This is a genomic window from Desulfoluna spongiiphila (assembly GCF_900101345.1).
Taxonomy (GTDB): Bacteria; Desulfobacterota; Desulfobacteria; order Desulfobacterales; family Desulfolunaceae; genus Desulfoluna; species Desulfoluna spongiiphila.
In genome coordinates this window covers 1-18,330 of record NZ_FMUX01000032.1, presented here as the reverse complement: position 1 = coordinate 18,330, position 18,330 = coordinate 1, and the positions used below count along the sequence as shown (strand labels likewise).

Annotated in this window: 20 protein-coding genes; 1 reads left to right on the top strand and 19 read right to left on the bottom strand. The window is 57.2% G+C overall.

Annotation, left to right across the window (positions count from 1 at the left end; translation table 11 throughout):
• Nucleotides 1-336: 336 nt before the first annotated feature.
• Nucleotides 337-1,605 carry a porin gene (locus BLQ12_RS25585; RefSeq protein WP_092215628.1) on the top strand — a complete coding sequence of 423 codons (1,269 nt, stop codon included), beginning with the start codon at nt 337-339 and terminating at the stop codon, nt 1,603-1,605.
• A gap of 32 nt (nt 1,606-1,637) precedes the next feature.
• Here the strand turns inward: BLQ12_RS25585 and BLQ12_RS25580 are convergent, their stop codons facing one another.
• From BLQ12_RS25580 to BLQ12_RS25500, 19 genes are all read right to left on the bottom strand, one after another.
• Nucleotides 1,638-2,711, bottom strand: a complete 1,074-nt coding sequence (locus BLQ12_RS25580; RefSeq protein WP_175470071.1) for a PTS sugar transporter subunit IIC — start codon at nt 2,709-2,711, stop codon at nt 1,638-1,640.
• Nucleotides 2,712-3,173: 462 nt separating this feature from the next.
• A complete protein-coding gene (locus BLQ12_RS27180) occupies nt 3,174-3,371 on the bottom strand; it encodes a hypothetical protein (protein ID WP_139164118.1) in 198 nt (65 codons plus the stop codon).
• Nucleotides 3,372-3,583: 212 nt separating this feature from the next.
• Entirely contained in the window at nt 3,584-3,805 is a 222-nt protein-coding gene (locus tag BLQ12_RS25575) for a hypothetical protein (protein WP_092215626.1), read from the bottom strand.
• Nucleotide 3,806: 1 nt separating this feature from the next.
• Nucleotides 3,807-7,145, bottom strand: coding sequence for a phage tail-collar fiber domain-containing protein (locus tag BLQ12_RS25570; RefSeq protein ID WP_092215624.1), 3,339 nt, complete (start codon nt 7,143-7,145; stop codon nt 3,807-3,809).
• 10 nt (nt 7,146-7,155) lie between these two features.
• Complete coding sequence (locus BLQ12_RS25565; RefSeq protein WP_092215623.1) at nt 7,156-7,713, bottom strand: phage tail protein; 558 nt, start codon at nt 7,711-7,713, stop codon at nt 7,156-7,158.
• Nucleotides 7,714-8,886: a baseplate J/gp47 family protein gene (locus tag BLQ12_RS25560; protein ID WP_092215622.1), complete on the bottom strand. Its 1,173-nt coding sequence runs from the start codon at nt 8,884-8,886 to the stop codon at nt 7,714-7,716.
• Nucleotides 8,858-9,298, bottom strand: coding sequence for a hypothetical protein (locus tag BLQ12_RS25555; protein ID WP_092215620.1), 441 nt, complete (start codon nt 9,296-9,298; stop codon nt 8,858-8,860). Before BLQ12_RS25555 ends, BLQ12_RS25560 begins: the two co-directional genes overlap by 29 nt.
• Complete coding sequence (locus BLQ12_RS25550; protein ID WP_092215618.1) at nt 9,298-9,495, bottom strand: hypothetical protein; 198 nt, start codon at nt 9,493-9,495, stop codon at nt 9,298-9,300. The genes BLQ12_RS25555 and BLQ12_RS25550 overlap by 1 nt, the downstream gene beginning before the upstream one ends.
• Before the next feature lie 13 nt (nt 9,496-9,508).
• Nucleotides 9,509-10,129: a hypothetical protein gene (locus BLQ12_RS25545; RefSeq protein WP_092215616.1), complete on the bottom strand. Its 621-nt coding sequence runs from the start codon at nt 10,127-10,129 to the stop codon at nt 9,509-9,511.
• On the bottom strand, nt 10,110-10,919 hold the full coding sequence (locus BLQ12_RS25540) for a hypothetical protein (protein ID WP_092215614.1): 810 nt from the start codon (nt 10,917-10,919) through the stop codon (nt 10,110-10,112). The genes BLQ12_RS25545 and BLQ12_RS25540 overlap by 20 nt, the downstream gene beginning before the upstream one ends.
• 2 nt (nt 10,920-10,921) lie before the next feature.
• On the bottom strand, nt 10,922-11,452 hold the full coding sequence (locus BLQ12_RS25535; RefSeq protein ID WP_092215611.1) for a hypothetical protein: 531 nt from the start codon (nt 11,450-11,452) through the stop codon (nt 10,922-10,924).
• Complete coding sequence (locus BLQ12_RS25530; RefSeq protein WP_175470070.1) at nt 11,452-13,899, bottom strand: phage tail tape measure protein; 2,448 nt, start codon at nt 13,897-13,899, stop codon at nt 11,452-11,454. The genes BLQ12_RS25535 and BLQ12_RS25530 overlap by 1 nt, the downstream gene beginning before the upstream one ends.
• A gap of 32 nt (nt 13,900-13,931) precedes the next feature.
• Nucleotides 13,932-14,081, bottom strand: coding sequence for a hypothetical protein (locus BLQ12_RS27600; protein ID WP_175470069.1), 150 nt, complete (start codon nt 14,079-14,081; stop codon nt 13,932-13,934).
• Between the two features lie 29 nt (nt 14,082-14,110).
• Nucleotides 14,111-14,443: a DUF6848 family protein gene (locus BLQ12_RS25525; RefSeq protein WP_092215606.1), complete on the bottom strand. Its 333-nt coding sequence runs from the start codon at nt 14,441-14,443 to the stop codon at nt 14,111-14,113.
• 206 nt (nt 14,444-14,649) lie between these two features.
• Nucleotides 14,650-15,078 (bottom strand): hypothetical protein, encoded by a 429-nt coding sequence (locus BLQ12_RS25520; protein WP_092215604.1) that lies wholly within the window; start codon nt 15,076-15,078, stop codon nt 14,650-14,652.
• Nucleotides 15,078-16,769 (bottom strand): DUF2586 domain-containing protein, encoded by a 1,692-nt coding sequence (locus BLQ12_RS25515; protein ID WP_092215602.1) that lies wholly within the window; start codon nt 16,767-16,769, stop codon nt 15,078-15,080. Before BLQ12_RS25515 ends, BLQ12_RS25520 begins: the two co-directional genes overlap by 1 nt.
• A gap of 9 nt (nt 16,770-16,778) precedes the next feature.
• Nucleotides 16,779-16,985, bottom strand: coding sequence for a hypothetical protein (locus tag BLQ12_RS25510; protein ID WP_092215598.1), 207 nt, complete (start codon nt 16,983-16,985; stop codon nt 16,779-16,781).
• The gene (locus BLQ12_RS25505) at nt 16,986-17,498 is read right to left on the bottom strand and encodes a hypothetical protein (protein ID WP_092215596.1); all 513 of its coding nucleotides are present in this window, start codon (nt 17,496-17,498) and stop codon (nt 16,986-16,988) included. It lies immediately after the preceding gene.
• Between the two features lie 66 nt (nt 17,499-17,564).
• Complete coding sequence (locus tag BLQ12_RS25500; protein ID WP_092215595.1) at nt 17,565-17,924, bottom strand: hypothetical protein; 360 nt, start codon at nt 17,922-17,924, stop codon at nt 17,565-17,567.
• Between the last annotated feature and the right edge of the window lie 406 nt (nt 17,925-18,330).

The following is an 18,330-nucleotide window of genomic DNA, read 5'->3' as shown; positions in this document are numbered from 1 at the left end:
TTTATCCGATTGATATTTTTCTCTTCATATGAGATGTTGTGGTGGAAAAGTCATAACGTCTCGTACATCTCTTCCTTTCCATTACAGACCTTAAGTAAAGATCCCAAAGGCCCATGGGTGATGGTGCCGGGGTCCGACAAGGGGGGATCGGATTCGATCCGAGAGAACGAGTCTCATCTGCCTGTGATACCTTATAAAATTGCCTGTACCCACAACGTTGTCAAAAAAACAGGGGCGTGTATGTTGCTCCTGGATTTTGTTTTTTCGGCTTTGCTCTATTGATGAATCAATGATTCGGGTTGGTTGACCAATAACCTTGTTGGGAAAGGGAATGCCATGAAAAGCAGAATGCAGAAGTTGAGCTACGTTTTTGTTATCGCGGTTTTTGCCCTGTCTGCGATTGTGGGCACGGCGTACGGCGCTCCGGAGAAAGAACTCCTGGAGATGCAGACACAGCTTGCCGACCAGGCCAAGGCCCTGGAAGAGATGAGGGCCACCATTGACGCCTTGACGTCGGACAAAGAGAGCGAGGTGAGCTTTCGTTCGCCCTTTGTGTTCAGCGGGAACAAAGCCTCGTCCGTGGTTCTTTACGGCCATGTCAACCGGGCCCTTCTGGCCGCCGACGATGGAAATGACTCCGATGTGTACCAGGTGGACAACTCCGCCTCCCAGTCCCGTTTCGGGATTCGCGGTACCATCAAGGTTTCCGATGATCTCATGTTCGGGACCCTCCTTGAGGCCGGGCTCAATGTGAACCCGAGCGACAGCGTGAGCCAGGAGAACCCCAGGGACAACGGGGACTCCAACTTCACCCGCAGGCACGTGGATCTCTATGTGAAGCACAAGGGGTGGGGCACCTTCTCCATGGGCCACGGCTCCACGGCCTCCGACGACACCACCAGCCTCGACCTTTCAGGGACCTACCTTGCCGGTGCCTCGGCCGTGAGCGATTACGCCGGCGGCCTCATCTTCTACGACAAGAACCTGAACAGCCTCACCGGTGTCAATATCTCAAAAATTTATAACAGCATGGACGGATTGGGCAGGGATGCCAGGGTCCGGTACGACTCCCCCTCCTTTGGCGGGGCCATGATCTCGGGGTCCTGGGTAGCCGACGGCGGAGGCGATGTGGCGGTGAGGTATGACGGCGAGCTGGCGGACATCCAGGTGGTGGGCGCCATTGCCTACGCAAGGCCCAGCGATACCTCGGATACGGTAAAGAACCTGTACGACGGTTCCGTGGCCCTGCTGTTTGACTCCGGTTTTAACCTGGCCTTTGCCAGCGGACTTCAGGAGTACAAACAGGATCGCGCCGACGACGGGACCTTCTACTACCTCAAGCTGGGGTACAAGGCCATGATGGCCTCCTTTGGCGAGACACGCTTTTCCGTGGACTTCGGCCAGTACGACGACAACCTGACCATAAGCAACGGCGTTGCCCGTCAATATGGTAAGGGCGATGTCATTGGCGCCCAGGTGGTTCAGGATATCAAGGACTTCGGTACGGAACTCTACGCCGGCTACTATTTCTACGACCTTGATGCTGATATCAGCAGCTACGAGTCGATTCACGCCCTGATCACCGGTCTTCGGATCAAGTTCTGATCATGCGGTGTAGGGGGGCGTGATGTTGGCCATCAGGGTTCCAGCCTCATGTCCCCCGATTTGATCCACCCGATCCGGCGAAGGTATTCCGACACACCGTAGGCAATGGCCGCCGGAAAGATAAAGTGGATGAGGGCAATTTTGATGAAAAGGATTGCGGGGTGCTGGGCGGCGATCATGGTGTTCCAGGTCATGATCTGGCCCACGAGTCCCGAAGTGCCCATGCCCCCGCCGCTGGGGTTGTTCTCCATGCCGAAGATCACGGTGGCGATGGGGCCGGTGACGGCACTGGCCGCGATGGCCGGGATCCAGATTTTAGGGTTCTTCACGATGTTGGGCATCTGGAGCATGGAGGTGCCCAGGCCCTGGGCAAAGAGGCCGTTGACCCTGTTTTCCCGGTAACTGGCCACGGCAAAACCCACCATCTGGGCGGCACACCCGGCGGTGGCGGCCCCGGCGGCGAGGCCCTTGAGGCCCAGGATAATGGAGATGGCCGCCGAGCTGATGGGCAGGGTCAGGAAGATCCCCATGAAAACAGAGATGAGGACACCCATGACAAAGGGCTGCTGGTGGGTGGCAAAAAGGATGATATCGCCCAGGTAGGTCATGAAGGTGGAGATGGGAGGCCCGATGAGAAGGGCGATGACCCCACCGCTCACCAGGGTGACCATGGGCGTGATGATGATGTCCAGGCGGGTCCTGCCGAACACCCGGCGTCCCACCTCAATACCCGCCAGCACCGCAATAAACGCCCCCAGGGGTTCCCCGGGGCCCGCCAGGTGCACGGCCCGGCCCACAAAGACACTTCCCGCAAGGATCTTGCCCGCAAAGGCCCCGAACATGCCGGTTACCGCCGAGGCATAGATAATCAGGTTGGGAGCCCCCAGCTTGTGAGACACCCCCACGCCGATACCCGCCCCTGTCATGGCAAGGGCCATGCCGCCCACCTGAAGCAACACCCCGCCGGTTGTGCCCCCGATGCCCGCCCCGATCTGCTTGATGATCAGCCCCACGATAAGGGTTGAGAAAAGGCCCAGCGCCATGCCGCTCAGGCCGTCAATGAGATACCGGTTGATAAACCTTCGAAACAAACGTCCCTGTGACATACCCCTGCACCATCTCCCTGAAATAATGTGTCAGCTCATCGTTTTCTGGTGTCTCCGGCTGCCCTGCCGGGGCTGAACCTTTTGAATCGTTTTGTAAACAGGCTTAAAAAACAACTGGGCTGACGTTCACCGCAAGAAGCCAATGGCTCTGCATACCCTGTGCATCATCACAATCGATCACAGGCATCATGGGCCGTCGCAGCCCCCTTGCGAACAGTTTAAAGTAGTTGGGTTTAACCATAATTCGCCTCGGATTTCAAATAGTCAAATGGGAGAAATTGAGGGCCGGCATTTATTGCAGGAGGGGATAAATCTCCTATACCCCAGATTCGGGAATGCTCTTTCGCCTTCGTTTCCGGGCTCTACCTGGGAACAAAAAAACTATAAAAACAATGCCTCCGGCGGCAAGGTGAGCCACCTTGAGAGCTCGCTTTCGCTGCGCTTTAACCCTCGTTCCTCGGGTTAAAGCGCAGCGGGATTCTTGTGTTCGGTGCAGGGTACGAGCCAGGCGCGGTACGCCCGGCAGGGGGGCTTTCTCAATGCGTAGGAGGTGTCGCTTCGGCGGGCTGACGAGTGGCATTGAGAGGCTCGGATGAACGCCTCAACGTGGTGTTCAATGATCCGGTAGAGGTTCACGAGGCCACCGTTAATGTCACTCAAGGACTCTACCTGGGTTTCCGGTCAGGAAAAGGAGGGACCCGAGTCACCACACAACGGCTCTGGCATGTGTGTGATGCTCGGACAGTAGAGGGGGGATATCTTGCAAGGTGGCGTTTGCTGCCATCTAAAGAGGAATGGATTATACGGTTCTGGTTTATCAGCCTAACTTGTCGGCTTGGTCTTCGTGATAAGGGCCGGAATTATGCATTGTTTTATTCAATACCTTGAGATTTTAGAAAATATTTTGCGAGAGTTGGGGACTCTGTTACCATCGTGTCAACATCCCAAAGCGGAATGTCGTTGGGATCCGGCTGCTCGGGGATATCGGGAGGGGTGAGGCCATAGCCTTCAGGCATCTTAATTTTTCCTGTCATATCAACCGCCTTGGAGCCGTCTTCTTGGTTGTACCAAACAACTTGCTTCATAGTTTGCATGTTAGTAGTTCCTTTTAACGACGAGTTTATAGAAGCCGGTTGCCGCTGCTGCTATGTCGGCAGATAGTTTAGAATAGAAGACGTATCCGTCTGCTGTAGCTACTTCGATGGTGTCTGTACTTCTCTTCTTAAACGCGCCAGCTTGCATCTCACCACCAGTGGTATTGTATGCATAGCTAATGGCTTCCACTTCTCTTGAGCCCTCGTTTGAAGGAGATGAATTCCACCAAATTGAAAACTCAATGCCAGCAAATTTAAACAGGTTTGGCAGTATGTACCTGGTTCCCATCTCAACGGGAAACCATGGCGTTTCATAGTCATCGCCTACGGGCACCAGATCCAAATCGACAATCAGTCCATCCGTGATTCGGCAGGAACCCAACAATAGTTTTGTATTTTTCCATTGAACGACATCTGTGACGTAACTTTTCTCAGGGATCAAATCGACAGCCCCATTGTCGAGCAAAACCAGGTCATACCTGCCGTCCGGTTCGTTTTGGGGGTAGATGGAAAAAGAGTCTTTGTGGATGATCTTGTCTCGATTGCCTTCGGGGCCGAAACCCTTTGCGAGGGTTGCCACAAAAGGTGCTTCAGGAGTGGCTTTGATTTGGATAGATTTTCCGGTTGCAAGGCCTCCCATTTTACCAAACGCCATGACGAAATAGGTGTCTTCGGTCCAAGACGCAGGCAGGGTGATGGTTTCTCCTGCAACGGATATGGGGTATGTCATAGTCCCTTCAGGGGCGGTGCTGTTGAGCATGGTGAATTTCTCCCACCCACGATCCCTGCACATGACATACCAGTCGCCATCGTTGTCCATAGATCGGACAATCACCGTCTCGGCGGGGAAGCCTATATTGATAGTTTTGCCGTTAACGGCCTTGACAAAGGCTGTCACACCTCTTTTTCCCCTCATGCCAGGGTGAAGGTTATCAAGACGTTCCCCATAAAAAGAGTACATCATGTAATGGCCGTTGAGAGCGTTTGCCCATACACTACTTCCTCCGAGTTCAAAGTCCTTATCGGTAAAGTTTTTTGCTATTGGCCCTGAACCTGTAGTGACCTTTTCTCTGCCATCAAATCGAAGGTAATCCGCCCCATTGAATTCAAAAGTTTGAAACGCCCAAGATCCCACGCTATCAAGGCGTTTAATAACACTTACAAGCAACTCGTCGTCCGTGGGATGTGAGATGACATTGTCCCTGTCGATCCCACGCAACTTAGCCATTGAAAACCCATTTGCAGGGTTAAAGTTGAATTCAACTTCTTCAAGCTTATGGATAACAGCTGTGCTGTTATAATCGGTTGAAGAGATGCCGTTGTTTGCCACACCAATGTAGTACGATTTTTCCATTTTGAAAAAACGAGCATCGTAGCAATAGGTTGTCGGAAACGTTTTCCACTCGACAAATTCTCGCTTATGTCTGTTCCATTTGAAAATATAGGAAGTTTCGCCACTAAAGCATGTTACTACTACGTAATGCTCACCATGGATTTCTAAATGGTTCGCTTTATAAGCGCCATGGGTTGAAATATTTTGGTGCGTTACAAACTTTGCTCCGTCCCACCTGAGAACATTACTGTTAATGCTGTAGTTTCCAGAGGCGTAATGGTTTACCTTGAAAATGAAACTTTCACCTTCAATTTCAAAATATTCAAATTTCATATCGCCATAGGGGCCTACACTCTGCTGCTGAACAAATTTTGTACCATCCCATCGGTATATGAGGGACTCCAAAGATGGATCGAAATTGACAACACCTAAGTAGGGCACACCATCCATACAAAAATGGTAGAGTTGCCTGCAATCTTTTGTCTGGAAGGATTGAAACTCTACAAAAGCACTCCCATCCCATTTGTAAATAGTCGATTTTGCTGAAGGATTGCCATTCGGTGCTCGATAAAACGCAATGGCAAGAAATTTAGTTTCCCCAATTTCGAAATAATTTGCATTGATTGCTCCTGTTGTCGTGAAACGATGAATTTCAACAAAATCATTACCGTTCCATTTCAATAACGGTGAATTTTGTTTGTAACTACCGTCCGCATAACTATTGCAGATAAGTAGGTAATATTCGCCTTCCATTTCAAATGGCTCGGCCCAAAGTGCTCCTTTTGTCGGAATGGATTTGAAGATCTCAAAGGCAGATCCATTCCACTTGTAGATATGGCTGTCTATGGAATGTGTTTTTCCATCATATTTGCGAGGAACGATGACAAAGCGGTCCTCACCTATTTCAAAGTATCTGAACGCGGACCCACCTCCGCTGTCGGGGAGGTCTTGAAGTTTGCCTGCAAGGTCATTTAATCCCATTTTTTTCTTGCAGGTCGTGTTGAATGCGAGAACATTATTTCCAAATTCTGGATCATTGCTTCTTAAACTATGAGATGTAATATAACCATGTTGGGTAAACTGCGTAAGCCTTGTTGTATCTCCCTCTTGAGCTGATCCAGCGGAGTCTGTACTGAGAACTGAAAGAGGCCCCCTTAACGTATCTAATACAATACGGCATCCCATCCTGCTCGGGCTTGTCGGCATTATCATGCCACCGTATTCGCCACCAGAAAAAGCCATTCCAAGGTCCACAGGTAACTTCACGCCTTCAGATCCGCTATAATCTTTTGAATCCATCCCCTTCACTTCGGTCGCCTCAACCGAAATACCCTCACCATAAGACAAAACAGCCTGCCTGACCCCCGTATTGACCACCTTCTCCTCAAGCACCTCCAGCGCCTCTTTCTGCGCGGCGATTTCGTCCACAGCCGCTTGGTGTGCCTGCCGGATATCCTCATGGGCTCCATCATTCCGGTTGTGCTCGGAGATGGCAGTTGCGCAGGCTTCTCGGATATCCTGATGCGCCTGGCTGTCTTCGTTGTGGTCGGAAAGGGCTTCCATGGTGGCATGCACGGAAGGGGCAATGGCAAGGGAAATAACCGCCTCGTTGCTCACGACCATGGGGGCGGTGATGGTGTGGGTCATGGTGCCCTTGGGGGAGTCCTTGCCCACCTTTTCCAGCTCCGGGTGCTGGCCGATGCCGATGACGGTGTCGCCCGCCAGAATGGCCACTTCGCGAATCATCCAGCTGCCGGTTTCGGGCTTTGTCTCGTGGATGCTGACGCCGAACTCCACGACCTTGCCCGAAGGGACGTCCGGGGCATCCACCATGGCAATGGTGTCAATGGGCTGGCGGTAGAGCTCGTTTACCAGCATGGTGCTGCCCGAATGATCGGGCGTCTGGCCGCCGCCGTCCCCGATGGCGATGTGGGTGGCTTTGATTTTGGTTCCGGATGATTCAGCCTCTTGAATGGCCTGAAGCCCGGCAGGGGTCCATCTCAACATGGTCTTCTCCTTACAGTCTGATATGGGTTTTGACGCGAAGGCCGGCTGCCGCAAAGATTTGGGCCGGTGTCTGTGTCCTGGTGCTTACGCGGGCGAGTTTGGCCGTGGCAGCCTTGGCCCCGTTGATGACGTCTCGGATGGCGTCGTATTTTTTCCTGTCCATGGGGGCATCTGCGGGAAGCGACACCTCAAATTCGGCCCACCTGGCGCTGTCCTCGTGCGCCATGGAAGAGAGGGTGCACCCCTGGTGGCCATAGTGGTCCAGGATGCGTTCCACGCCTCGGTGCCTGCCCGCCATGCGGTGCCAGGTCCAGGCGTCAACCACCCGGGTCCGGTACTGGTCAAAGGTTTCGGCGGGGTGCTTTCGGATGCCCCTGGATTGTGCAAAGGCGGGCACAAGCTCGTCATCGCAGGTTTTGGGGTTCATCTGGTCCCGGGCCCAGACGATGTCGGCGCACACATCGTCAAAGGCTTTTGCCATGCCCTTGAGGATGATTGCCACCGAGCCGCCTGCAAGGGCGGGGCGGAAGCGGAGCTGGTTGCGTATGTAGTTCCAGAAAAGGGCCATCTATGCCTCCGGTTCCGTTACATGGGTCAGGGTCAGGCCGGTGAGGATGGCCAGGCCGCTTTGGCCCACGGTGATGTTTGCGATGGGGGCGAGCCACTCCACCTCTTTGATGTGGGGCGAGACGTTCATGATGGCCCCCACAACGCGGTCCTGGGTCATGTCTTCGCCCACGCCGAACATATAGGCCTCCTGGGCGCTTTCGTCCGGCTTGGCAAAGAGGGTGCGGACGGCCGCGTCCGCCTTGGGCCGGATCTCTTCCCACACAGCCTCCGGCTTCAGGTGGAGAACAAAGGAGATGTCCACATGGACGGGGCTGGGGGCCAGGACCTGCCAGTCGTCGTTCTGATGGGCGTTGGGGGCGATGGCCTCCCGCACCTTGTCAAGGAGCTCGTCGGTGGGCATCCCGGCCATGCCCCGGATGACGATATCCACCGTGCCCTGACCCCTGGGGTGCTGGTCGTTGACGGCCACGTCCAGAACGCCGGGAACAGAGGTTGCCCAACGCTTATAGGCGTTGGAGGAGTAGCCGTCGTTGCCTTTCCACTGGAGCCTGTAGCGCTCTTTGAGGCTTGTGTCGGACTCGGTGTCCACCCCTTCGGTGAGCAGCCAGCCGGACCGGTTGGTGACGGCATCCACCCCGGGAACGGGGGTGACGATGACGGAGATCTGGCCGGGGGTGACGTTTGCCGAGGCCCCGTAATCTTCGGACTCCACGGGCACGGCCACCTCGTTGTCTCCGTTTTGCATGACGGCATCTTCGGTGGTCACGAACCGGTGAACCTTGCCCGTGCCGTCGGGCTGGGTCCTTACGATGCGTCCTTTGGCAATGGAGACGTTGCCGCTGCTTGCCTCCCTGGTGAAGTGCACCATGCCCTTGGCCTTGCCCATGGCCTGGCGGGGGGCCTCCACCTGGTCGGCGTGGAGGTCCAGCCACGTGCCGTGGGACTCTCCGGGAATCCCTAAGCGCACCTGATCGGCAAGGAGCAGGTACACCTGGTGCAGGCTCCAGCTCATCACTTCCAGGATGCCTCTCACCACGCCTTTGTTAAGGTTCATCTCCCGGGGAAGCCACCCTTTGGCGATGTATTCGTCGTGTACGTCAGATACCCTGCCGAAGACCATCTGGCGGCATTCGTCCAGGGTTTTAGAAACTCGTGGAATGGGAACAGCCATCTTTGATCACTACCTCCATGGTTGCGGGATCGATTCCGATCACCAGGTTGTTCATGTGGGACTGGCCGATCCATTGCCAGCCGGCTTCGGCTTCGATGCCTTTCTCGTCCCAGGAGCGGATGCGGCAGGTTTCGCTTCCGGTCTCCACCCTGGGGTCGTTTCTTAAGATGCGCCTCACCTCCGCGGTGAAGCCCATGCGATGGGTCTCCGTGTTTTCGTCCTTGATCCAGTGGTAAATCCGGCCGCCGTAGGTTTCATCGTAGAAGAGTGTGCACACAGGGGTTTTCAGGGCCTCTCGGATGTCCTGGAGGCCGGTGTCTACGCCCTCGGTGAGCACGAGCTCACCGTTTGCGGCGATGAGGGCATGGCCCTGGCTGTCCAGCTTGATGTCTTGTCCGAAGATATGTTCCATTATGCCACCTTGTATGTGCCGGCACTGGACCCGCCGCTTACCGTGACCTGGGCACTTGCCGTGATGTGAGCCACCACGGCGTTTGCAACGGCCGCCGCCAGTTTTTCGGCCCAGGCATGGTCGCCTGCCACCTCGATTCCCTGGGCGGTCATCTCACCGACGATCAACCCTTTGAGTGCGCTGTTGCTCAGACTCATTTTGTTGTTCTCCTTATTTCCCGGCAAAAACCGTTGAGGACACATCCCCGTGGGGAAGGCCTGTGAAATGGCAGATACAGGCTCCTGTCACCACGCCTGTGCCCTGATTGAGCTTGATGAGCGGGGCATCCACGGTGGCCTCGCTCCCCGCCTTGACCGTCCATTTGTCCCCGGCCTCAGTTTCCGCACTGGCCGAGGTGAGGGTCACAATGCGTTTGTCCGCCTCGATTTCGATGGATACCCCGGGTTCCAGCTGGATGATGAAGGCCCCCAGGTCGCATTGGGGGGCCTTGTTGCCCTGCCACCTGAAATTGCCGATGCGGGGAAAGTTGGGGTCCCCGTCGTAGTAAGAAAGATCGCAGCGGGTACCCGGGGCAGGGGGGCAGACCACGCCGCGTTCCGGCCCGGCCCAGAGCACCGGGATCTCCACCTTGGGGATCACCGGTTCGTCGGGGTCCGGGGTTTCATCGTTTAAGAGCGGTTGCACATCGGCCCAGTACTGCCCGTCGCTGGGATAGCTTCGGACCACCTCGGCCTTGCGCACCACCCGATAGAACTTGCGGAGGTTGGGCCGCACCAGCTCCACCGCCTTTTGAAAAAGCCGAAAGAAATCATCAACATTGGAAACGGTCATACGATCCTCCGTAGGAAAGAAAGGTGCGCACAGAGCGGGGACGCAGGACGTGTGTCACGGCGTCGGCCATGAACAGCCCCTGGACCCCCTTGCGGGTGTCGTTTAATTGAAACTGCATGCCGGGCTGCATCCAGGGTGTGAGGAAGGTTTCCACCTCGCTGGGCCCTTCGGTGCGGACCTTGTGGCGAATGATGCCCCCGGCCGTGGCAATGACCGGGACCGCCCCCTCCCTGGGGGCGTCGGACAGGACCAGGGCCCCGTTTTCAAGGCGCAGGTAAGACCGGCTCAGGTTCTGCGAAAAGCCGCTCTCCAAGCTGTGCATCACCCCCATGATCGCTCCCCGGACAGGGCTGCCGTTGACGCTCATGCGCGGAATGAGGGTGTCGGGCAGGTCCACATGCCCCACCGGAAGGCCCGAGGCGGCAAGCATGCGCCTGGCAAGGACATTCGCCGGTTCCTCAAACCACGACTCCGTGAGATGCGTGGTTAAGAGGGCGCGCTCCGGGCCGTCGGCATGGATCACCACATGCTCCTTGGCCTTTAAGGAGGGCGCCCATCGGGTGACGGTACCGGTGAACACGCCCGGGTCCCGGTCCCGATACCCGAACCGAACGGAAAGGGATTGCCCCTTGTCCAGGGCCTGATGCACCTCGCCCATGGGGTCGGGCACGGCAATGCTGGCCTGGGTCAGCACGGACCGCCGCGATGCGGTCACCATGCACTCCGGGCAGCGGGTGACCCGTTTTTCCCCAAGGAAGATGTCCAATTGGATGCCTGCAATGACTCCCATGGCTACCTCCCAACATTGATTTTAAGGGACAGCTCCGGTTCTTTGGCCGTGGTACCGGGCGTCTTGTTCTCCGCCTTTCCGGAGGCCGCTCCGGCTTTCGGAGGTTGGGCCTGGTTTTGGATGGGCGGGTTGTGCTCGGTAAAGGCCAAGGTGGTCTTGATCGTATCCGTTTTGTTGTCCTCGCTGGATTGCAAGCGTTTGAATACGGCATGGTCGATACCCCATGCCGAGATGTGGTGGTTTGCGATGGTGAATACCTTCGGGTTTTTCTTGTCGTTGGTTCCTTTGAAGACCGCTACGAGTTTTTTCAGTTTGTCGTAGCAGGTGCCGTTTTTGTCGCTCACCAGGACCAGGGACAGGGAAAAATCCGAGTCTTCCCATCCCATGGGGAGCTTGGTGGTGCCGGGTTTGCCCTCCTCTTTGGGTTCATCAAAGATTACCTCGCTCCCTATGGAGAGACTCGACAAAATTCCGGGGACAGTCACTCCACCCAACGACACCTCACCATCTGAAAATTTCAAGTACCCATCCATCAGTCCTGTCCTCCGTATGAGCTCACCAGTGTCTGCAGGGCCTGGACAAAAGAGTCCGCGTCCGACACATCGGGGAGCTGCACATGTAAATGTTCAATAACAACCCTGGAGCCCTGGCTTCGCGCCTCGCCGCTTTCAGTGGCATGCTGCGGGCCGCTCGCACCTTCAGCCGCCTGTTCGTAAGGGGTGGCAATGGCCGGAAGGGAATTGATGCCGGACGTGTATTGCCCGGGATCGGCCATGGCTGTGCCGAGGGTAAGGCCAACTCCGACTGCCGCCCCTGCGGCCCCTTTACCCAGTACCGACGTTGCGCCCCGGACTCCTGTGGACAGGGTCTCGACCATTTGTGAGCCGGGAACAGTGAGCTTCGCCAGTGACCCCTCTTTGTCGTCCGAAGAGGAGAACCAGTTGCGAATTTTGCTGAATCCTCCCTTGATGATGGTAAAGGGCATCATGACGGCACGTTTGATGCCCGATGCCAGGGAATGCATAATCTTTACGCCGATTTCGGCCAGGTTGATGTTGGACAGGAAATTCTTGACGCCGTTAAAACCCTGGATGATCCATCCCAAAGGCGTCAGGTTGAGAAATGCCCACTTGATGCCGTTGCCGATGGAAGCTACATGCTCCACAATCCCCCCGGCAGCCGTGCCGATGCCCTCCCCAAGCCAGACAAAAGCCGAGAGCAACCAGCCCACCAGCTTGATGCAAAGCGTAAAGGGAGTAAGAGCCAGGCGAACGGCCCAGGCCAACACCTGAAAGGCCGAGCCAACCACAACGCCCACGATGGCGCCGAAGGTTTGCCAGCTTGAAACGCTTGTGGATTCTGCCGCACCGAAAAGGGCACGTGACACGTAGGTGATGATTTTCCACAAGGGCCGGAATGCACCCGCCAGAGTGTCGATAATGGGGGCAAAAATACTCCCGACACCCGCCATGGTCGTGACCATGGCGTCCCAGGCGGTTTCCCAGGCCACCTTGATGCGATAGATTACGCGACAGATCGTGGTAATCACGCCGACCAATCCGGCCGCCTGTACGTCCTTTGCCAGTTGTCCCTCAATGGTGCCGATGGTGCCTGATAGGCTTTTAAAAACGGAGATGACGCCCTGGACAATCAGTGTCAGCGGCTTAAAAAACTCGGCAATTTTGTCCCAGAAGACAATGATCACAGCCCCCAGCGCGATGATGCCCATGGCAATAAGGCCGATGGGGTTGAGTAGAAGCGTTGCGTTGAAAAAGCCGAACGCCGCCGTGACCAAGGTCAGCACCCCGGGTAAGTAGGCCAGGACGATGGCGAAGGCGGAAAATCCGCCGGCCATGAGCAGGACCGCTTGTCCGATGGGGTGGGATGCCAGGGTCGTTAACCAACCCACCACCGTGATAAGTGCGTCCGTTAAAACCTTTAAAATCGGGGTGAAGGCACTGCCCACCACGATGGAAAAGTTGGTGGTTGCTGCCCCCAGGATCTTGAGGGACCCGTTGAGGTTGTTGAGTTTTGCCGTGGCCATTTCCGCTGAACGGCCTGTGTCGTTGTCCGCCGCTTTGCCAAATTCCTTGAGGCTGCCGATCCCCTCATTTAACAGGGTGTTGACAGGCTTAAGGGCTTCCTCACCGAAGATGGTTGTCAGCGTGGCGGCCTTTTCAGCCGCTCCCATGCCGGCAAGTGCTTTCTCAAGGCCCCCCAGCATATCCAAAAGATCTCCGCCGGATGCTGTGGGACTAAAATCTATTTTTTTGAGGGCTTTTGCTGCGGCATCTGTCGGCGCGGTCAGCTTTTGGAACATGGTGGAGGTTGTTTTGCCCACACTTTCCGCCTTGATACCGGCTCCGGTCATGGTGTTGGTGATGGCCGCAAACTCGGCAAAGCTGACCCCGGTTTTGCCCACCGCTGCCCCGGCATTGTCCAGGGCCGTGCCGAGCTTTGCGAGGTCCATGCCCGAGGCCGATAACGATGCGAGGGTATCGGCCACCTTGCCCGACTCCGACGCTTTGATGTTGAATCGATCCATGGCTGCGGAACTCATCGAGGCCGCCGTGCTCAGGTCGCACTGGGCCGCCGTGGCCAGGTTCAGGATATCCGGCAGGGAACCGACGATCTGGTCGGGGTTGAACCCGCTTTTGCTGAGCTCCTCCTGGGCCGTCACGATTTCCCCGGCGGCAAACCCCGTCTGGGCCGCCAAGTCCAGGGCGCTTTGTTTCATCAGGGCCATTTCGCTGGCGCTGGCCCGTGTGACGGCCCCCAGGCTCGACATCTGGGCCTCGAAATCGGCTGCCACCGAAATGGTGGGAGACAGGACGGCAAGGAACATCTTCGCTGCAAGGGCGAAGGGCATCATTTTTTTTGCGATACCCTTGAAGCCGTTTCCGAATCCCCTGCCCGCCTTTTCCGCCTCATCGAAGGCACTTTTTATTTCATTTAAGGAATTGACGGTGGATTCAGCCATTCCCATGTCTTGTAAAATGCTAAGCGCTTCCACTAACTGACTCCTCCTATTAGGCGCTGCAACGATTCAAGGTGTCTCTTCTCCAACCATTCTGCCCGGGCAACCTGGCCGGCGAAGGTCTCCAGGTCCTCCGCCGCCTCCTGGCCGAGCCAGTGGGAGATCATGGCCTCCCACTGGTCCATGGGGTCCAGGGTTTCCCGGGCGCGCCGGATCAGTTTCCCAGGTCACCTACGCCCACGGCCCCCATGATGGCGTTGCCGAAGGTGGCGGCCAGGCCGGGGTACGTCTTGATGTTGGCGGCCAGAGCTTCTTTTTCGTCGGGGTGCACAATCTCAGTGACGAAGTTGCCGAAGGCTTTCATGGCGTCTTTGCCGGCCCCTTTCTGGGCGCGGGAGATTTGGGGCCGGTTGGGTCGTTTGAAGTGGTGCCTGATGGTCACCTCTTTCCCTGCGAACCGGTCGTTGAAGGTGTGTTCCATAAGGGTGTAGCCCTCGTAGGAGGTTGACGCTTCGGGTGCTGTTGTATTGGGATTTTCTGTGGTCATGCTTTGTTCTCCTTGGATGGTGTAAGGGTTCAGACAAAAAAATAAATATTCACATCACACATGAATGCCGATGCGATTTAACCCGAGGAACGAGGGTTAAAGCGCAGCGGTAACCAGCTTTCAAGGTGGCTCACCTTGCCGCCGGAGGCAGACATGGGCTGAATCGTTACCGGTTCGCCCCATGCAAGGGCATGGGGCGGTTGGGGTTAAAGGGCTGCCACTCCGTTCCACTTAATGGGGGTGAGGATCTTGAAGTCGAGCTTGACCTTGCCGGTGGCAGACTCATCCTGCTTGGCGCTGGAGTCCTGCTTGGTGATTTTCACTTCGGTCAGGGTGTCGGTGACGATGGGCACGTCGTCGTTGGCGTAGCACACGCTGATGGGAAAGGGTTCACCCTTGTAGACGCTGCCGCCCAGCTTCTTGCGAAGGCGTTCAAACTCCTCCCTGAGAAGGCTCATGGATCCTGAGGCGCTGTAGTTCTTGCGCCCGTATTTCGTGGACACGCTGCCTTTGCCGTAGATGAGATCGATTTCCCGGCTGTCGTTGTAGCTGATCTCTTCGATATCGATTGCCGTCGTGCCGTTAAGGTCAATGGTTACCGATTCCCAGTCATAGGTGTTTCCGTTGATGGGCATTAGGCCACCTCCAGTCTCGGATCCTGACGGCTGCCCGCGTACACGTACTGGGCAAAGAGTCGGATCTCTCGGATAATGGGCAGGCCGATGAGGGTAAACTCAACGGCAACCCCGTTGTTAACGATGTCCTGGCCGGCGGGGATCTCTACCTTGGAGGCGGCCAGTTCTTGGGGTCTTGCTGCGATCATGGTGCCGTGGGCCCCTTCGATGCAGGCTTTCAGGTAGTTGAGGCCGCTGCCCTGGTTGTCCGCCAGGGTGGGGTCCCCGGCTTCGTCGTACATGCTCTTGAGAGCTGCCATGCGGGAGAGCCGCACCGCTTTGAAGACAGTTCGCACCACCTCTTCGTACTGGAAGTCGCTGGTGGGATCGGCCAGGGTCCTGGAGTCTCCCCAGTAGGCGGAGGAGAGGCCCGCATAACGCTTGGCCGTCAGGGCGCCTGCCTTTTCCAGGGTCTTCTGGTGGGCTTCGTTGAAGTCCTCGTCCAGGGTCCCCTGGGAGATGCCACCGTCTTTGACGCGGCCCGTGGCCCGGCACACCGGAATGGAGAGCACCCGGCCTGCCTGGAGCCCGGCCCAGTTGCGCATCAGGCGCTTGCCCGAGGGGTCCGACACCTCGCCGTAGGCCGCGCACACCTGGACAAACCGGTGGGCGTAGCTGTCCAACTCGGCCTTGCAGGCCGCGGTCCAGTCATCCACGGTTTCTCCGTCCTGGGGCAGGCGGTAGGCCATCTTGAAGTAGGTGGGGCGGTGGAGGTTCCACAAGGCATCGGCCTTGGCACCGGCTGCCGCCCAATCGCTGCTGTCCGAGGGGCCCACGATGAGAACGAACTCCACGTCATAGCGCTCCAGGGGTTTCTCAAGGGCCGCCATCACCCCGCTGATGCTGGGCACAGGGGGAGCCAGGCGGCAGGTGTACACTGTGCCGACGGCCATGTTCGAGGCGGGAACCGTGATGGTAACTCCCGTGGAACCGGCGGCAATCAGGCCGTCGGCGGGGAGGGTGCGCTCAACATCCCAGGAGTCACCGCCGTCCAGGGAGAGCTGGTAGGTGCCCTGGTTCCGGCCACCGCCCTTGACGATCTTCAGGACCAGCTCACCGGCTGCCTTTACCGTGCCGGACATGTCGATGTCCGGGCCGGTGCCGACTTTCTCCACAGGGCCGATGGGGGTGCGCACGGTGACGCTGTAGGTGTCGCCCTCTTTTTGTTCTTCATCCGTAAGGATCAGGGTGGCCCCGGAGTCCCCCAAGGTGACCTGGCCGTTGGCCGGGGTGGCTTCCGCCGAGGCGAAGGTCTTGCCTCCGTCCAGGGAGAGCTCGCTTGTGGCTGTGCCCAGGGCACCGGCGGTTTTGATTTTCAGCACCGCGTCCAGGTTGCCTGCGGGAGAGCCCGTTGCCGTTGCGGAAGGTCCTGAGCCCGTGTGGCGTACGCTGCCGATGTACCCGCCGGAGAGGCCTTCAACAGGCACGGCGATGACCACAGGCTCCTGACCTCCAGTTGCAAACACGTCCTTGAGGGTGTCCACCAGGGGGCCGACCCCCAGGAGTCCTTCGAGGTCCGAGTGCTTGCCGAGCAGGTAGGCCTTGCCCACGGTGCCCTTGGAGCAGACACCGGTCACAATGGCTGTGCCCGATACCCCGCCGGGAGCAAGGCCGCTGGTCCCGTCCACCAAAAATTCCAATACGTCGCCCATAATCGCTCCTTACACGATTCGGCCACCGCCCAGGGGGCGGTTGCGGAATCGTTTCAATGCGTCGTTAAACGCGGTTTCGGTAATCTGTTTGCCGGGAGCCCAGCCTGCGGCCTGCATCAGTCCTGCAAGCTCCCAGGACGGCAGGGCGCTTTTGTCTGCCAGTGCCGCCAGATCCAGCTCCTCTTCCTTTGCCTTTGTCTGTTGTTTTTTGGCCATTTAAGCCTCCTTGGTTTTGGGGGTGAACTGCACCTTGCGGATCAAGGGCAGGTCGGTCTCTTTACAGAGCATCCACTCAAAGGTGAGGTGCAGGCTGTTGCTCCGCCTCACAAACACCTCCGTCCTGTTGCCGGTAAAGCCTTCCCGCGTGGCCTTTTCCACGCGTATCTGTACAAGGTTGTTGTCTGCATCCACTCGCTTGGAGGGCAGGGTGACGATGAACGCGTTGACAAATGCGTCCAGCCATGACTCATCGTCTGAGATCACCTCGACTCGCACGGGGAGCCGGCCCGTGTAGACCCGGTTGCGCATACGCTGATGGGTCCCTTCCGGCAGCGTCCATTTGGCAAGGGGCCGGGGGGCGTACATGAAGGTTTCTGCCAGGTACTCAAGCTCAATGCGCTTTTTCGGATCGAGGAGAGACGGTCTTTCCGGCTTGGCCATTACGCTGTCGGCGCTGAGCCCGCACTGAACCGCTGCTTCCCTGATCCATGTTTCCGCCTGCTGTCTCATGCCACCCCCATGCTGTGCCTTGTTTTGTCAAAGGTGTTGAATGCTTCCATCACCTGAAAATCCTCCTTAGCTGCTTTGCGCCTTGGGGAAGGGATCAAGCCTGCCTTCGCGGATGGCTGCAAGATCAGACTCCGCCCGGTTGCGTTCGTGGAGAAGGGGCAGCCATTCGTTGTCGGTGTCGGCCTCGGACGTCACCAGGGTTGTCACGGCCGCCACGGTTCGCCAGGCCGAAAGGGCCGCCGCAATGCGGCAGAGGGTGGCCGAGGCGCCGGAGGCCGCATACCCGCCTGCAAGCAGGGCTTCGTTGATCTCCCCATGCACCGCATCCACGGCGCGGTTCGTGATCCCTGGGCTTTTTTCCTCAGCCACCGACAGGTAAGCTTGCAAGACGTACAGGGTCAGGTCTTCCTGTGTGCACCAGGCCATGGCTATGCCTCCTTCTCGGAAATGTTGATTCGTTTCATGTGGTGCTCCTTCGTTGTTGACGCCTGTACTCTCCCACGGAGGGACAGAGGCATGGGTTTCAAGCGTTTTACTCCTATGACCAAAGATGGTTTTTAATGCATGCCTCCGGCTGCAAGGGGCTGAGCCCCTTGACCCCAGGGTCGCACATGCTCCGCACCTTCGTTCCTCAGGTGCGTCACATGTGCTGACGGGCTGCGCCCGTGAGTATGGGTAGGGTGTACTCTGTGCACCATGGTCGGGGACCGGAGGTTACCGGGATTACCCAGGCCTCCGCGTTATGCCAGGCCCTCATTCCGGTGCACGGAGTGCACCCTACAAACCCCGGCACTCCGGGGGGGTAAAGCCAACAAGGGCGTCGATTTTGTTT

Bases quoted from the DNA above. Each gene is read 5' to 3' on its own strand.
- BLQ12_RS25585 (WP_092215628.1), top strand. From the start codon at position 337: ATGAAAAGCAGAATGCAGAAGTTGAGCTACGTTTTTGTTATCGCGGTT.
- BLQ12_RS25580 (WP_175470071.1), bottom strand. From the start codon at position 2,711: ATGTCACAGGGACGTTTGTTTCGAAGGTTTATCAACCGGTATCTCATT.
- BLQ12_RS25575 (WP_092215626.1), bottom strand. From the start codon at position 3,805: ATGCAAACTATGAAGCAAGTTGTTTGGTACAACCAAGAAGACGGCTCC.
- BLQ12_RS25570 (WP_092215624.1), bottom strand. From the start codon at position 7,145: ATGTTGAGATGGACCCCTGCCGGGCTTCAGGCCATTCAAGAGGCTGAA.
- BLQ12_RS25565 (WP_092215623.1), bottom strand. From the start codon at position 7,713: ATGGCCCTTTTCTGGAACTACATACGCAACCAGCTCCGCTTCCGCCCC.
- BLQ12_RS25560 (WP_092215622.1), bottom strand. From the start codon at position 8,886: ATGGCTGTTCCCATTCCACGAGTTTCTAAAACCCTGGACGAATGCCGC.
- BLQ12_RS25555 (WP_092215620.1), bottom strand. From the start codon at position 9,298: ATGGAACATATCTTCGGACAAGACATCAAGCTGGACAGCCAGGGCCAT.
- BLQ12_RS25550 (WP_092215618.1), bottom strand. From the start codon at position 9,495: ATGAGTCTGAGCAACAGCGCACTCAAAGGGTTGATCGTCGGTGAGATG.
- BLQ12_RS25545 (WP_092215616.1), bottom strand. From the start codon at position 10,129: ATGACCGTTTCCAATGTTGATGATTTCTTTCGGCTTTTTCAAAAGGCG.
- BLQ12_RS25540 (WP_092215614.1), bottom strand. From the start codon at position 10,919: ATGGGAGTCATTGCAGGCATCCAATTGGACATCTTCCTTGGGGAAAAA.
- BLQ12_RS25535 (WP_092215611.1), bottom strand. From the start codon at position 11,452: ATGGATGGGTACTTGAAATTTTCAGATGGTGAGGTGTCGTTGGGTGGA.
- BLQ12_RS25530 (WP_175470070.1), bottom strand. From the start codon at position 13,899: ATGGCTGAATCCACCGTCAATTCCTTAAATGAAATAAAAAGTGCCTTC.
- BLQ12_RS27600 (WP_175470069.1), bottom strand. From the start codon at position 14,081: ATGGACCAGTGGGAGGCCATGATCTCCCACTGGCTCGGCCAGGAGGCG.
- BLQ12_RS25525 (WP_092215606.1), bottom strand. From the start codon at position 14,443: ATGACCACAGAAAATCCCAATACAACAGCACCCGAAGCGTCAACCTCC.
- BLQ12_RS25520 (WP_092215604.1), bottom strand. From the start codon at position 15,078: ATGCCCATCAACGGAAACACCTATGACTGGGAATCGGTAACCATTGAC.
- BLQ12_RS25515 (WP_092215602.1), bottom strand. From the start codon at position 16,769: ATGGGCGACGTATTGGAATTTTTGGTGGACGGGACCAGCGGCCTTGCT.
- BLQ12_RS25510 (WP_092215598.1), bottom strand. From the start codon at position 16,985: ATGGCCAAAAAACAACAGACAAAGGCAAAGGAAGAGGAGCTGGATCTG.
- BLQ12_RS25505 (WP_092215596.1), bottom strand. From the start codon at position 17,498: ATGAGACAGCAGGCGGAAACATGGATCAGGGAAGCAGCGGTTCAGTGC.
- BLQ12_RS25500 (WP_092215595.1), bottom strand. From the start codon at position 17,924: ATGGCCTGGTGCACACAGGAAGACCTGACCCTGTACGTCTTGCAAGCT.